We start from the raw sequence: 13,968 nt of genomic DNA, 5'->3' as shown, positions 1-13,968 counted from the left end.
TGGGTGGTTGATCGAACACACGGGATACGCCCGGCCCCCTCGTCCGGTTGCATGCGACAGCGAGCTTTTCCCTACTGGGCCTGGGAGACGCTCGACATGTTGAAGTCGGGGACCCGCAACGCCGGCGTCGCCGTACGGGAGAAGTAGTCGTCGCCCCACTCGCGGCTGAAGCTCGGGACGGTCGCCGACGCGTGCGTGAACCGGCGGAGCAGGTCGACCGGGCTGTCGTTGAACCGGAAGTTGTTCACGACGCCGGTGATCTCGCCGCCCTCGACCAGGTAGACGCCGTCGCGGGTGAGCCCCGTGAGCAGCAGGGACTGCGGGTCCACCTCGCGGATGTACCAGAGGCACGTCAGCAGCAGGCCGCGCTCGGTGCCGGCCACCAGGTCCGCCTCGGTCCCGCTGCCGCTGTCGACCGAGAGCACCAGGTTGTCGATGCCCGGGGTCACCGGCAGCTCCGTCATCGCCGCGGAGTGCCGCGTCTGGAGCAGGGCGGTGAGCTCGCCGTCGCGGATCCAGTCGGTCCGGGAGAGGGGCAGGCCGTTGTCGAAGACCGAGGACTCGTTGCCCGACCGCGAGGCCACCGTGAACGGCGCGCACTGGAGCCCGTCGTACGCCGGGTCGGAGAAGAGGTTCACCCCGGTCGAGGCGATCTGCTCACCGACGCGGGTGCCTCCGCCGCGCCGGCTGTAGACCGACTGCCCCTCGTGGGCGACCCGCGCCCCGGCGTACCAGTAGGCGTCGATCATCAGGTCGGCGACGGCGCTCGGCGGGAGGATCGTGTCGTAGCGGCCGGCCGGCAGGTCGACGCGCCGCTTCGCCCAGCCGATCCGACGGGCCAGCTCGGCGTCGAACGCGAGCGGGTCCACGTCGGTGAAGTCGCGCGTCGCGCCGCCGACCCACGCGCTCGTCGAGAGGTCGGTCGGCTTGCCGGTGCAGCCGTAGTGGCCGGTGGGCTGCACGTGACGCAGCCGCAGCCCGGTGGTCGAGCCGAGGTACGTCGTCGTCATCTCGTGGTTGACGAAGCCGTAGAGCACGCGGTCGTCCCCGGCGGCCCGGCCGAAGGCCTCGCCCAGGGCCGGCGCCAGCGCGTCGTACACGTGGATGTCCGTCGGGACCGGGGCGTCGTCCCAGTCCGGCGACGTGGCGTCGCGGACCAGGTCGGCGGCGTCCTCGGCGGGGGAGGCGGCCCGGGCGGCGGCATCGGCTGCCTGGACGAGCGTCGTGACGCCCGCCTGGTCGGTCGCCGTCCCGGTGACCGAGCCTGTCGACACCCCGTCGGCACTGCGGATGAACGCGATGACGGTGACGTGGAGTCCGTGCATCACGCCGTTGGTCGTCAGGGTGTTGTTGGCCCAGCGCAGGTTGGCGCTCGTCTTGTCGTGGACGATCACGACGCAGTCGTCGGCGATCGAGGTCGCGAGCGCGTGCTCCACGAAGGACTGGGGCGTCACCGGGGTCGTCATCAGTTGCCTCCCTCGGCGACGGTGTTGAGGATGCGGACGCCGCGGAAGAGCGCCGTCGGGCAGCCGTGGCTGACCGACGCCACCTGCCCGGGTTGGGCCTTGCCGCAGTTGAACGCGCCGCCCAGGACCCAGGTGTCCGGCCCGCCGACCGCCTCCATCGAGCGCCAGAAGTCGGTCGTGGTGGCCTGGTACGCCGCGTCGCGGACCTGCCCGACCAGCTCGCCGTCCCGGATCGTGTAGAAGCGCTGCCCGGTGAACTGGAAGTTGAAGCGCTGCATGTCGATGCTCCACGACTTGTCACCCACGACGTACAGCCCGCGCTCGACGCGGCCGATCAGCTCCTCGGTGCCCGGACCGTCGGGCCCGGCCTGGAGCGACACGTTGGCCATCCGCTGGATGGGGATGTGACCCGGGGAGTCGGCATAGGCACAGCCGTTGGAGCGATGATCGTTCAGCTCGGGGTGCATGGCGCCCATCGAGCGGTCCAGCTGGTAGCCGCGGAAGACGCCGTCCTTGACGATGTCCCAGCTCTGCGTGGCGACGCCCTCGTCGTCGTACCCGATCGTGGCGAGCCCGTGCGGCTGGGTGCGGTCGCCGGTGACGTGCATGACGGGGGAGCCGTACTGGAGCGTGCCGAGCTGGTCGGGGGTCGCGAACGAGGTGCCGGCGTAGTTGGCCTCGTAGCCGAGCGCGCGGTCGAGCTCGGTGGCGTGGCCGATCGACTCGTGGATGGTGAGCCAGAGGTTGGACGGGTGGATGACGAGGTCGTAGGTGCCGGCCTCGACGCTGGGCGCCTTGAGCTTCTCGGCGAGCAGCTCCGGCACCTCCTCGATCTCGCTGTCCCAGTCCCAGGCGTCCGGTCCGCCCGCGAGGTACTCCCAGCCACGGCCGACCGGCGGGGCGATGCTCGCCATCGAGTCGAACGTGTCGGCCCCGGACCCCATCGCCTCGAAGCCCGGCGCCAGCCGGACCCGCTGCTGGGTGGTGCGGGTGCCGAGGAGGTCGGCGTAGTACTTGCACTCGTGCACCTGCAGCAGGTGGGCGGAGGCGTGCTCGACGGCCGCGCCGGTGCGGAGGCGCGTCGCCCAGTCGACGAGGACCGCGGCCTTCTCGGCGACGGACACCTCGAACGGGTCGATCTCGTAGGCGGAGACCCAGGTGACGTCGTCGTACGTCGGCTCCGGCGCGAGCTCGACCGGGCGGCGGGTCATCCCGGCCGACACCTGCGCCACCGCGACGGCGGTCTCGGCGACCCGGACGGCCTCGTCGACGCTGAGCACGACTCCGGCGGCGAAGCCCCAGGCGCCGCCGTGGACGACCCGGACCGCGAAGCCGAGGTCCTCCGTGTCGCTGGCGCCCTGGAGGACGCCGTCGCGGACCGTCAGCTCCTGGTAGCGCACCCGCTCGAACCGGAAGTCGGCATGGCTGGCGCCGAGCTCGGCTGCCCGAGCGAGCGCCGCGTCTCCGAGGCCGCGGTAGGGGAGTGAGGTGAACGTCGGATCAACCACGCGATCGCCCATGCGTCGAACCTATCGGATGGGGTACCGGCCCGACATGACCGACAACGGAGACCAGAAGAAGCTCGTCGACCTGCTGGACGACATGCCGATCGCGATGCTCACGACGTACGGCGCCGAGGGTGCGCGCAGCGTGCCGATGGCCCGTCAGGAGGTGGAGCCGACGGCCCGGATGTGGTTCATCTCGGCGCGTGACACCCTCCACACGCGGGCGATCCAGCAGAACCCGTCGGTGTCGCTGACCTTCTCCGCCCGCGACGCGTGGGTGGCGGTGAGCGGCAAGGCGGCGGTCGTGGACGACGAGGCCAAGCTGCAGGAGCTCTGGAACACGTTCGCGGAGGCCTGGCTGCCAGGCGGGCCCGAGGACCCGAACGCGGTCCTGATCAGGGTCGACGTGGAGCACGGCGAGTACTGGGACACGCCGGGCGGCACGGTGGCCTCGCTGATCAGCTTCGCGAAGACCAAGCTCACGGGTGACACGTACGACGCCGACCACGGTCGCGTGGACGTCTGAGCATCACGCGCGGGCGCGGACCGTCCACGCGGAACCACGGATCGTGAACGGGGTCGGCAGGACGAGCTCGGCGCACCGCGACCGCAGGGCCTCGAGACGGGACTCGTCGAGGGACCGGAGGTAGTCGCCGAGCGGTCCGACGCCGTTCGTGTACGGGTGCCACCAGGTGTCGAAGTCGTCGAACACGACGTCCACGCTGAGCACCGTCGACTCGACGTCACGCAGCCCCGCCTCGGCGCAGAGCTCCTCGAGGTGTCCCTCCCGGGCGCCGGCGAGGCCGGCCTCGTCGACGACGTCGGGGTCGAGCTCGGTCGCGGCCTGCCAGCAGGTGCTGAGCGGGCTGCGCCCGCCGTCGTGGTCCCACACGCAGGCGGCGACGACGCCACCCGGCCGGGTCACCCGGGCCATCTCACGCAGCCCGGCGACCGGGTCGGACATGAAGTGCACGACCAGCTCGGCGAGCGTGGCGTCGAAGGCGTCGTCGGGGAACGGCAGGTCCTCGGCCGACGCGGCGCGCACGTCGACGTCGGGCAACCGAGCGCGTAGGGCCGCCACGAACGGCGGCGACGGATCCACCGCGGCCACCGCGTCGGCTCCGAGCCGGTCGACCAGCTGGGTGGTGAGGGCGCCGGGTCCGCTGCCGACGTCGAGCGCCGTCTGCCCGGCCCGGAGGCCGGCGTACTCGGCGAACGCGACCGCGAGCGGCTCGGAGAAGCGCCCCATGAACCGGGCGTAGACGTCGGCCGGGACGGCGAAGCTCATGGGGTGACGCTAGTCCTCGCGCCCCGAATGCTCCATCCACACCGTCGCGGGGCCACCGTCGACCTGCGGTGCCTCGCGGCGCACCTCGACGAAGCCCTGACGTGCGTAGAAGGCGGCGGCGCGGTCGTTGCCGTCGACGTACTCGAGCGTGACGGTCGCTCCGTCGGCGAGCCCGACCAGTGCCCGCAGGAGCGCCGACCCGGCGCCGGTGCCCTGCGCGGCCGGGACGACGTAGAGCTTCCAGATCGTCGGCGGGTCCCGATGCAGGTCGATGTTGCCGACGCCGACGACCTGTCCATCCAGGACCGCGACCAGCGTCGAGGTCGTCGTGAGGCTGCGCAGGACCGCCTCGTCGGACCACCACGTCGCAAGACCGTGAGCGACGAAGTCGGGACCGGCGAAGGAGTACGTCGACGGCCAGGTGAGCTCGCCGACGGCGCGGATGGCGGGGACGTCATCGCGGGTCGCGCCGCGGACCTCGAGTGTCACCGGCTGACCGAGACTGCGGAGCCGTGCCGCGACTTCGTGACGAGGAGCTGGGTGGGGATGCGGTCGCGCATCTCGGCGACGTGGCTGACGACGCCCACCACCCGCCCGCCGTCGCGCAGCGAGTCGAGGGTGTCCATGACGTCGTCGAGGGTGTCGGAGTCGAGCGCGCCGAAGCCCTCGTCGACGAACAGGGTGTCGAGATCGGCACCGCCGGCCTCCTGGGTGACCACGTCGGCGAGACCGAGCGCGAGCGCCAGCGAGACGACGAACGTCTCGCCCCCGGAGAGGGTCGCCGGGTCCCGGGCCTCGCCGGACCAGTCGTCGCGGACCAGCAGGCTGAGCCCGCCCCGGGTCTCGCCGGCGCCGCGGCGTCCGGTGTGCTCGAGGGTGTAGCGCTGGTCGCTCATCCGGTCGAGCCGCTCGTTGGCGGCGGCCACGACCTGGGCGAGGCGGTAGGCGAGGACGTAGGCCGAGAGCCGCATCTGCAGCCGGTTGTCGGCGGACTTGCCCTCGACGAACGAGGAGAGCCGGGTGACGGTCTCGAGGTCGTCGTGCAGGGGTCGCCACGCGGCCACCGCGCGGTCGAGGTCGCGGACCAGCTCGGTCAGGCGCGTCGCCCGCAGCGAGGAGGCGGCCTCGCGGGCCCGGGCGTCGCCGAGTCGCTGCAGGGCCTGGTCGTGCGCCGACACGAGGGCGGGCAGGTCGGGCAGCGGCAGCGCGTCCTCGTCGTCGGTGCCCGGCTCGTCGAGGACGGCCGCCACCGCCGCCAGCCGGCGCTCGTGGTCGGCAACCTGCCGGGCCAGGTCGTCGTACGCGCGCCGCTCCAACGCCGCGCCGAGGGCATCCTCGGCCCGGTCGAAGCCCGCCTCCGCTGCCGCCGCGCCGGAGGCGCACTCAGCCTCGACCAGGGCGATGTCGGCGGCGGCCAGGCCGTCGAGCGCGGCGAGCCCGGAGCGGGCCGCTCGCTCGTGCGCGGCGTACGTCGTCGTGAGCGTCTCGTCGTGGTCCGCGAGGTCGGCCTCGAGTGCCTGGGCCTCGGCGGCGAGCGCGGTCAGCGACGCGTCGACGGCGCCCGCCTCGGTGGCGATCTCCCGGGGGACGATGCCGACGCGCTCGGTCGCGGTGGCCAGCTCGGCGGCCAGGGTGCGTTGCTCGACGTCGCGCAGGTGCTCGGTCGCCGCCGCGTCGTCAGCCAGCTTCTGTGCAGCGCGTTCGGCGAGCTCGTCGGGTGCGCCGTCGGCGGCGGCGGCCTTGTGGGGGTGGTCGCACGAGCCGCAGACGGGGCACGAGCCCCCGACCACCAGGCCGCCGGCCATCTCCGCGGCCATGCCGTGCAGTCGCGCCTCGCGTACGTCGAGGGCGCGGGAGCGGGCCTGCAGGGTCGCCTCGCGCGCCGCGCCGTGCGCGGCCTGCGCTGTGGCGAGCTGCTCGGTGACGGTGACGACCCGGGCCTGGGCGTCCACGAGGGCCTGCTCCGCGGCCGCGGTGAGGCGGGTCCGGCGGGCCACGAGGGTCTGCTCCTCGGTGCGCAGGGCGGCCAGCCGGGCGACGCGGGGCTGGAGCGCGCGGGCCCGTGCGGCGCCCTCGACGGCCGTCTGGAGCGCCTGCTCGAGCTGGTCGCGATCGGCGACCTCGAGCCGGGCGACGACGGTGTGCGCCGCGGAGCGCGTGCGCTGGGCCCGCACCGCCACCTGGTGCAGCGGCACGACGGCCGCCGCCCGGCGTGCGGCGTCCAGGCGCTGCTGAGCCTCGACGTGTGCCTCGGCCAGGTCGGCGAGGCGCTCGCGCTCGAGGACCGCGGCCGTACGGCGTGCGTGACGCTCGTTCCGGGCGTTGGCCACGTCGAGCTCACGGCGCCTCGTGGCCTCGACCTCCGCGGCCAGCACGGCCGCGGCGGCGGTCTCGGCGCGGGCGCGCTCCTCGGCGCCGTGCAGCGTCCGGGCCCACTGCTCCGGGAGCTCCTCCGGTGCGGCGGAGCCGGTCGTCTCGCTGACCCGGCTGACCAGGTCGGCGACGGTCTCGCGGGCGGCGTCGGCGCGCTTGCGCAGGTCGAGCCGCCGGTCGCGCAGCCAGCGCTCGACGTCCTCGAACCGGCCGGTCCGGAAGAGCTGCTGGAGCAGGCGGTGCCGTTCGTCGGAGCGGGCGCGCAGGAAGGCCTGGAAGCGGCCCTGCGGGAGCATGGCGACCTGGGTGAACTGGGCGACGTTCATGCCCAGCAGGCGTGAGACCAGGTGCCCGGTCTCGTCGAGCCTGGTGGAGTGCGTGACCCAGGTGCCGTTGACCCGCTCCGCGATGGTGACCGACGCCTGCTCCGTCGTGGTGCCGTCGCCGCGCTTCTTGGCGCGCTCCCACGACGGCGAGCGGGTGATCCGGAAGCGCCGCCCGGACAGCGTCGCCTCCAGCACCACCTGGGGCCGGGTGCCCGGGGCGGCCAGGTCGGAGCGCAGCCGCTTGGCGGTGTTGCGGTCGCCCGGGACGTCGCCGTACAGCGCGAAGCAGACGGCGTCGAGCACGCTGGTCTTGCCGGCGCCGGTCGGACCGGAGAGCAGGAAGAGGCCGGCCGCCGAGAGGTGGTCGAAGTCGACGTCGATCGTGTCCGCGAACGGCCCGAAGGCGGTGGCCTGGAGGTGGTGGAGCCTCACCAGAGGCCCTCCGCGCCGTGGGCGGAGACGAGGACGTCGACCTCGGGGTCCTCGCAGCACGCGTCGCACGCCGCCTGGAGCAGCGCAGTCTCGTCGTCGGTCGCCGGGGCGCCGCGGAGCTCCGCGACGAAGTCGAGGGCGATGTCGTGGTCGGAGCGGCCCTGCGGGCGCGCCAGGGGTACGGCGGCCGACGTGCCGCCGGTGGGCTCGAACCCGATCACCAGCGTGTGCGGGAAGCGGGCGCGCAGCCGCTCCATCGCCTGGAGGGGGCGTACGTCGTCGGTGAGCGTCGCCTGCACCCAGGACTTCTGGTGCTTGCCGTAGCGGGGCTCCTGGAGGAGCTCGTCGAGGGTGCCACGGATCCGCGCCAGCTTGCGAGGGACCGGTGCGTCGACGAACTCGGCGGTGGTCGGGCCGTCGGCGCCGAGCTCGACGAGCCACGAGCCCTTGCGCTGGTCGGCCTCGGAGAAGGAGTAGGCGAGCGGCGAGCCGGAGTAGCGGACCGCGTCGGTGAGGGTGTGGCGCCCGTGGAGGTGGCCGAGCGCGGTGTAGTCGACGCCGGTGAACGTGCTGGTCGGCACCATCGAGACGCCGCCGACGCTGATGTCGCGCTCGGACTCGCTGGGCTGGGCGCCGGCGACGAACGCGTGGGCCAGCACGACGGACCGGGTGCCCGTCGGTCGACCACCGAGGTCGGCGCGCACGCGCCGCATCGCCTCGTCGAGCGCCGCCTCGTGGGAGCGGGCGGGCAGTCGCCAGGGCTCGCGGAGCGTGTCGGGGTCGAGGTAGGGGATGCCGTAGACGGCGACGGCACCGTGCTCGTCGCCGAGCAGCACCGGCGTGCCGACGCCCGCCGCGTCGGTGCGGATGAACACGCCGGAGGCGTCGATCAGCCGCGAGCTGAAGCCGAGGCGCTGCGCCGAGTCGTGGTTGCCGCTGGTGAGCACGACCTGGGCTCGGCTGGCCGCCAGCCGGGCGAGCGTCTCGTCGGCCAGCCGGACGGCGTCGACCTGGGGGAGCGCCCGGTCGTAGACGTCGCCGGCGACGACCACCAGGTCGACCCGCTCGCGCTCGACGACCTCCAGCAGGTGGTCGACGTACGCCGCCTGGTGCGTGAGCATGTCCTCGCGGTGGAACGACCGGCCCAGGTGCCAGTCGGACGTGTGGAGGATGCGCATGCGACCACGCTAGGAGGCCGCACCGACACTGCCTCGGCCCCACGCCGGGCGGCGGCTCCCCGGGCGCGACGTTTGGTCACCAACCGCAGATCTCGGGCGCCGGATCTGCGGTTTGGTCACCAATCGAGGGCTTGAAGTGGCCGCATCGGCGCTGCCTCGGCCCCAGGCCTGGCGGTGGCTTCCCGGGCGCGACGTTTGGTCACCAACCGCAGATCTCGAGCGCAGGATCTGCGGTTTGGTCACCAATCGAGGGCTCGAAGTGGCCGCATCGGCGCTGCCTCGGCCCCACGCCGGGCGGTGGCTTCCCGGGCGCGACGTTTGGTCACCAACCGCAGATCTCGAGCGCTGGATCTGCGGTTTGGTCACCAATCGAGGGCTCGGTGCCCGAAATCAGGCGTACCGAACGCACCGATCGGCCCGCGTGAACCCGTAGAGCGCCAGCCCGGACTCCTGGGCCAGCCGCACGGAGAGCGACGTGGGCGCGCCGACGGCGACGAGAGAGCCGACACCGGCCGCGATGGCCTTCTGGACGAGCTCGAACCCGGCCCGGCCGCTCACGACCAGGCACGCCTCGGCCGGGGACGAGCCGGCCAGCACCCGGGCGCCGGTGACCTTGTCGACGGCGTTGTGCCGACCGACGTCCTCCCGCACCACCAGCAGCTCACCGGAGGACGTCGCCAGGGCGGCGGCATGCACCCCGCCGGTCCGCTCGAAGACGCTCTGCCGCTCGCGGACCAGGTCCGGCAGCCGGCGTACGACCTCGGACGACGGCAGCGCACCCGGCCAGCGACCGGAGGCGGGCGCGGCGAGCGCCTCGGTGATGCTGTCCTTGCCGCACACCCCGCACGCGGACGAGCCTGAGGACTGCCCGACGTGCCGGTGCCCGGGGTCGCGGAGCGGGGGCGCGGAGAGCGTCACCGTGACGACGTTGAACTCCTCCTCCGGCGCCAGCGTGACGTCGGTGCAGTAGGCGACCCCGTGGATGGCCGCACCGGACGCGAGGCCCTCGTGCACCAGCCACCCGGCGGCGAGCTCGAAGTCGTGGCCGGGGGTCCGCATCGTCACCCAGACGCGGCGCGCGGGCGCCCCCGGCCAGGCGAGCCGGATCTCCAGCGGCTCCTCGGTGGCGAGCCGGTCCTCGCGGGCGCGCTCGCCGGAGGACGTGACCTCGTGCACGCGCGTCCGGACGCTCGGTCCGGGGCGACGGGCACGGTCGGTCGTCATGACGCGTCGAAGGCCGTGCGGATGGCTAGCTTGCGGGCGAGGTCGTCCGCGCAGTCGCTGAGGCGGCGCCGTACGGAGAGGTCGAGCGAGTCGTCGGCGGCCATCGCGAGAGCCCGCTCCAGCGTCGACCCCGTCAGCGAGGTGACCGGGAAGAAGAACTCGGTCGCGTCGGCCAGCACCCACCCGCTCCGCACCGCCACCGTCGCAGGCAGCTCGTCGAAGTAGCGGTCGACGTAGGCCGCCGTCAGCTCCTCCTGGCCACCGCGCCACATCCCCAGGCCGGCGGCCTCGAGCTCGTAGTTGGGTACGTCGAGGCGCCCGGTGAAGACGTCCCACGCCAGGGCCTTCGCCTCGGCCGTCGGCAGGGACACCGCGGCGCGCATGTGCGCGACCCGCGACTCGCCGGTGGGCTCGGCGTCGAGCGCGGCCCTCAGCTCGTCGGCGTCCGTGGCGCCGAGGGCGGCGAGCCGCCCGAGCACCCGCCACCGCAGGTCGAGGTCGAGGTCGATGCCGGTCGGCGTCGCCGCCAGCCAGCCGCGCAGCTCGGCGGGGTCGCTCGCCGTCGAGACCGCCATCCGGAAGGCCGAGAGCTGGAACTCCGAGCCCACCTCGGTCGACCCCAGCTTGCCGAGCGCAGCGGCGTGCACGCGCTCCAGGGAGCCCGCGGGAGCGAGCGGCAGCACGTCGCCGTACAGCCACGGCGCGAGCCGGCGCTTGCTGTCCTCGGTCGACTCGACCGGGGCGCTCGCGACCACCAGGTCGACGACGGCGGCGGGGGAGAGGGCACCGTTGTGGAAGGCGCTGCGCACGTTGTTCCAGATGCCGGCCCGCAGTCCGGGGTCGTCGACGCTCGGCAGCAGGTCCGCCAGCGCGTCGGCGCTCTCGGTGTCGACCTCCACGACCGCCCAGGTGTCCTCGAACGGGTCGAGCACGAGCGCCTCGCCCTTCAGGTCGTACGACGTCTCCGGGTCGCCGAGCGTCACCGACTCGGTGCTCCACTCACCGTCGGTTGCGACGGCCACCCGGAAGGTGTGCGACCGGTCGGCGGGGTGGTCGGCGGGCGGGGTGCGCCGGATGACCCCGGCCGAGCGGTCCAGCACGATCCGGTCCGGCCCCGCCGTGCGCAGCCAGTTGGTCGTGAACGCCGACAGGTCGCCCGCCCCGGCGCGCTCCCACGACTCGAAGAGGTCGTGCATGGTCGCGTTGCCGAAGCGGTGCCGCGTGAAGTGGTCGATCACCCCCGCGAAGAAGACCTCGTCGCCCATGGTCGCGTTGAGCTGCTTGAGGATGCTCGAGCCCTTGGCGTAGGAGATGCCGTCGAAGTCCTGGAGCGCGGCGCTCGCGTCCTTGGCCCCGTTGCCGGCGACCGGGTGCGTGCTCGGCCGCTGGTCGGCGCTGAGGCCCCACTGGCGACGTGCGTAGGCGTTGTCGACCCACGCGTCGGCGTACTCGGTCACGTCCGCCGTCACCCGGTTGCCCATGTACTCCGCGAAGGACTCGTTGAGCCACAGGTCGTCCCACCACTGCGGCGTGACGATGTTGCCGAACCACTGATGCGCCATCTCGTGCGCCACCGTGGTCGCCCGCTGGATGCGCATCCCGCGCGTCACCCGGCTGGTGAAGACGAGCGGGTCGCGGAAGGTGACGCAGCCCGGGTTCTCCATCGCGCCGGCGTTGAACTCGGGCACGAACATCTGGTCGTACTTGCCGAACGGGTAGCGGATCCCGAAGAGCCGGTGGAACTCGTCGAAGCACTGCTTGGTCATCGTGAACAGCTCGTCCGCGTCGGCCTCGAGGGCGCTCGCCATGGACCTCCGCACGCCGAGGCCCAGCGGGATGCCGTCGTGCTCGTCCGTGAGGCGGAAGTACGGGCCGGCTACCAGCGTCACGAAGTACGTCGACAGCGGCTGGCTGCGCTCGAACTCCCACGTGCCGGCTTCCGGGTTGCTGCCCGGGGCGTTGGCGACCACGGTCCAGTCCTCGGGTGCCCGCACGTGCAGCGTGTACGGCGCCTTCAGGTCGGGCTGGTCGAAGCACGCGAAGACGGTCGGCGCGGCGTCCATGAACATCATCCCGTAGACGTACGTGCGGCCGTCCGCCGGATCCGTGCTCCGGTGCAGTCCCTCGCCGTCGTTGCGGAAGGGCATCACGGCGTCCACGACGAGCTCGTTGTCCCCGGTGACCGTCTCGATCGGCAGCCGGCCGCGCACGAGGAGGTCGGGGTCGACGGTCGCGCCGTTGAGCCGGATCTCGTTGACCCGCACCGGCTTGAGGTCGAGGAAGGTCGGGCCGCCCTGGCTCGTGAACCGGATCGTGGTCACCGACCCGAACGTCTTCTCGTCGCTGGCCAGGTCGAGGCGCAGTTCGTAGTCCTGGATGTCGAGGAGCTGGCGGCGGGCGAGCGCCTCGGTGCGCTGGAGGCTCTGGTACGGGCTGGTCACGCCGTCACCCTATGTCGGGCCTATCGTGACTCCATGAGCCAGGCATCGAGCGGCGCGAAGGACGATCTCCTCGCCCTGATCCGGGACTCGGTGATCGGCGAGGACCACGTGATGGAGACGCCGTACGGCGCCCGTCGGGTCACGTACGCCGACTACACGGCCTCGGGCCGGGCGCTGGGCTTCATCGAGGACTTCATCCGCGACCAGGTGCTGCCCAGCTATGCCAACACGCACACGGAGTCCAGCGGCACCGGCCTGCAGACGACGCGGCTGCGCGAGGAGGCGCGGGAGATCGTGCACGCCGCGGTCGGTGGCGACGGGGACACGGTCGTGCTGTTCGCGGGCTCCGGCTGCACCGGCGCGATCGCCAAGCTGATCGGCGTCCTCGGCCTGCGCGTGCCCTCCGTGCTCGACGACGCGCACGCGCTGACCGAGCACATCCCGCCGGCGCAGCGACCGGTCGTCTTCATCGGCCCCTACGAGCACCACTCCAACGAGATCCCCTGGCGCGAGTCGATCGCCGACGTCGTCACGATCCGGCAGGACGCCGACGGGGGCGTCGACCAGGACGACCTGCGCGAGCAGCTCGAGAAGTACGCCGAGCGACCGCTCAAGATCGGCTCGTTCTCGGCCGCCTCCAACGTCACCGGCATCGTCTCCGACACGGCCGCCATCGCGACGCTCCTGCACGAGCACGGCGCGCTGAGCTTCTGGGACTTCGCCGCGGCCGCGCCGTACGTCTCCATCGAGATGCAGGCCGCGGCCGGGCGGCCGCTCTCCTACAAGGACGCGGTGTTCATCTCGCCGCACAAGTTCATCGGCGGGCCGTCCACGCCCGGTGTGCTCGCCGCGCGACGCGACCTGTTCCACAACCGGGTGCCCGACGTCCCGGGCGGCGGCACGGTCGCGTACGTCAACGACGACGACCACCGCTACCTCGACGACGTCACCCACCGCGAGGAGGGCGGCACGCCGGCGATCATCGAGTCGATCCGCGCCGGCCTGGTCTTCCAGCTCAAGGAGGCGGTCGGGGTCGACACGATCCGCGAGCAGGAGGAGCGGCACCTACGCCGCGCGGTCGAGGCCTGGCGTGACGAGCCCGGCATCGAGCTGCTCGGCAACCTCGACGCCGACCGGCTCTCGATCGTGTCGTTCATCCTGCGCTCGCCGTCCGGGCGCTACCTGCACCACAACTACGTGGTCGCGCTGCTCAACGACCTCTTCGGCATCCAGTCGCGCGGCGGCTGCTCCTGCGCCGGCCCGTACGGCCACCGCCTGCTCGGCATCGACCTCGAGCGCTCCCACGAGTTCGAGCGCGAGATCACCGGCGGCTGCGAGGGCATCAAGCCCGGCTGGGTGCGGATCAACTTCAACTACTTCGTCTCCGACGCCGTCGTCGACTACCTGATCGAGGCGGTCCGGGTCACCGCCCGCGACGGCTGGAGGCTGATGGGCGACTACCGCTTCGAGCCGACCTCCGGACTCTGGCGGCACCGCGACGGCGTCGTCACCCCGCCCCTGTCGCTCCACGACGTCTCGTACGCCGGCGGCCGGGTCTCGACGCCCAGCAACCAGGCGACCGGGGGAGAGGAGCTGCTGGCCGAGCACCTCCGCGACGGCATCGCGCTCCTCGCTGCCACCGAGGGTCCGGACCTGTCCGGGCACCCCGGCAACGTCAGCGCCGACTTCGAGCACCTGCGGTGGTTCGACCTGCCGGCCTCCGCGCTCGACTGAC

At 72.9% G+C, this 13,968-nt stretch carries 10 protein-coding genes; 2 read left to right on the top strand and 8 right to left on the bottom strand.

What is annotated here, in order from left to right; all coding sequences use genetic code 11:
* Nucleotides 1-71: 71 nt before the first annotated feature.
* Together ASC77_RS01325 and ASC77_RS01320 are read right to left on the bottom strand one after the other, a co-directional pair.
* Entirely contained in the window at nt 72-1,466 is a 1,395-nt protein-coding gene (locus ASC77_RS01325; RefSeq protein WP_056147845.1) for a metallopeptidase TldD-related protein, read from the bottom strand.
* Nucleotides 1,466-2,986: a TldD/PmbA family protein gene (locus ASC77_RS01320; protein WP_056147841.1), complete on the bottom strand. Its 1,521-nt coding sequence runs from the start codon at nt 2,984-2,986 to the stop codon at nt 1,466-1,468. The genes ASC77_RS01325 and ASC77_RS01320 overlap by 1 nt, the downstream gene beginning before the upstream one ends.
* Nucleotides 2,987-3,020: 34 nt before the next feature.
* Between ASC77_RS01320 and ASC77_RS01315 the strand changes: the two genes are divergently transcribed.
* A complete protein-coding gene (locus ASC77_RS01315) occupies nt 3,021-3,497 on the top strand; it encodes a pyridoxamine 5'-phosphate oxidase family protein (protein ID WP_162249780.1) in 477 nt (158 codons plus the stop codon).
* Nucleotides 3,498-3,500: 3 nt separating this feature from the next.
* Here ASC77_RS01315 and ASC77_RS01310 read toward each other — a convergent pair whose 3' ends face one another.
* From ASC77_RS01310 to pepN, 6 genes are all read right to left on the bottom strand, one after another.
* A complete protein-coding gene (locus ASC77_RS01310; RefSeq protein WP_056147835.1) occupies nt 3,501-4,259 on the bottom strand; it encodes a class I SAM-dependent methyltransferase in 759 nt (252 codons plus the stop codon).
* Between the two features lie 9 nt (nt 4,260-4,268).
* Nucleotides 4,269-4,748 carry a GNAT family N-acetyltransferase gene (locus tag ASC77_RS01305; protein WP_056147831.1) on the bottom strand — a complete coding sequence of 160 codons (480 nt, stop codon included), beginning with the start codon at nt 4,746-4,748 and terminating at the stop codon, nt 4,269-4,271.
* A complete protein-coding gene (locus ASC77_RS01300; protein ID WP_056147828.1) occupies nt 4,745-7,390 on the bottom strand; it encodes an AAA family ATPase in 2,646 nt (881 codons plus the stop codon). Before ASC77_RS01300 ends, ASC77_RS01305 begins: the two co-directional genes overlap by 4 nt.
* Nucleotides 7,387-8,568 carry an exonuclease SbcCD subunit D gene (locus ASC77_RS01295; RefSeq protein ID WP_056147825.1) on the bottom strand — a complete coding sequence of 394 codons (1,182 nt, stop codon included), beginning with the start codon at nt 8,566-8,568 and terminating at the stop codon, nt 7,387-7,389. The genes ASC77_RS01300 and ASC77_RS01295 overlap by 4 nt, the downstream gene beginning before the upstream one ends.
* Before the next feature lie 390 nt (nt 8,569-8,958).
* Entirely contained in the window at nt 8,959-9,792 is an 834-nt protein-coding gene (locus ASC77_RS01290) for a formate dehydrogenase accessory sulfurtransferase FdhD (protein ID WP_056147822.1), read from the bottom strand.
* Entirely contained in the window at nt 9,789-12,233 is a 2,445-nt protein-coding gene (gene pepN / locus ASC77_RS01285) for an aminopeptidase N (RefSeq protein ID WP_056147820.1), read from the bottom strand. Before pepN ends, ASC77_RS01290 begins: the two co-directional genes overlap by 4 nt.
* A gap of 33 nt (nt 12,234-12,266) precedes the next feature.
* Here pepN and ASC77_RS01280 point away from each other — a divergent pair, with 33 nt between their 5' ends.
* Nucleotides 12,267-13,967 carry an aminotransferase class V-fold PLP-dependent enzyme gene (locus ASC77_RS01280; protein ID WP_056147817.1) on the top strand — a complete coding sequence of 567 codons (1,701 nt, stop codon included), beginning with the start codon at nt 12,267-12,269 and terminating at the stop codon, nt 13,965-13,967.
* Nucleotide 13,968 lies beyond the last annotated feature (1 nt).

Source organism: Nocardioides sp. Root1257, assembly GCF_001425175.1.
Lineage (GTDB): Bacteria > Actinomycetota > Actinomycetes > Propionibacteriales > Nocardioidaceae > Nocardioides.
This window is presented reverse-complemented; position numbering and strand designations above follow the sequence as displayed.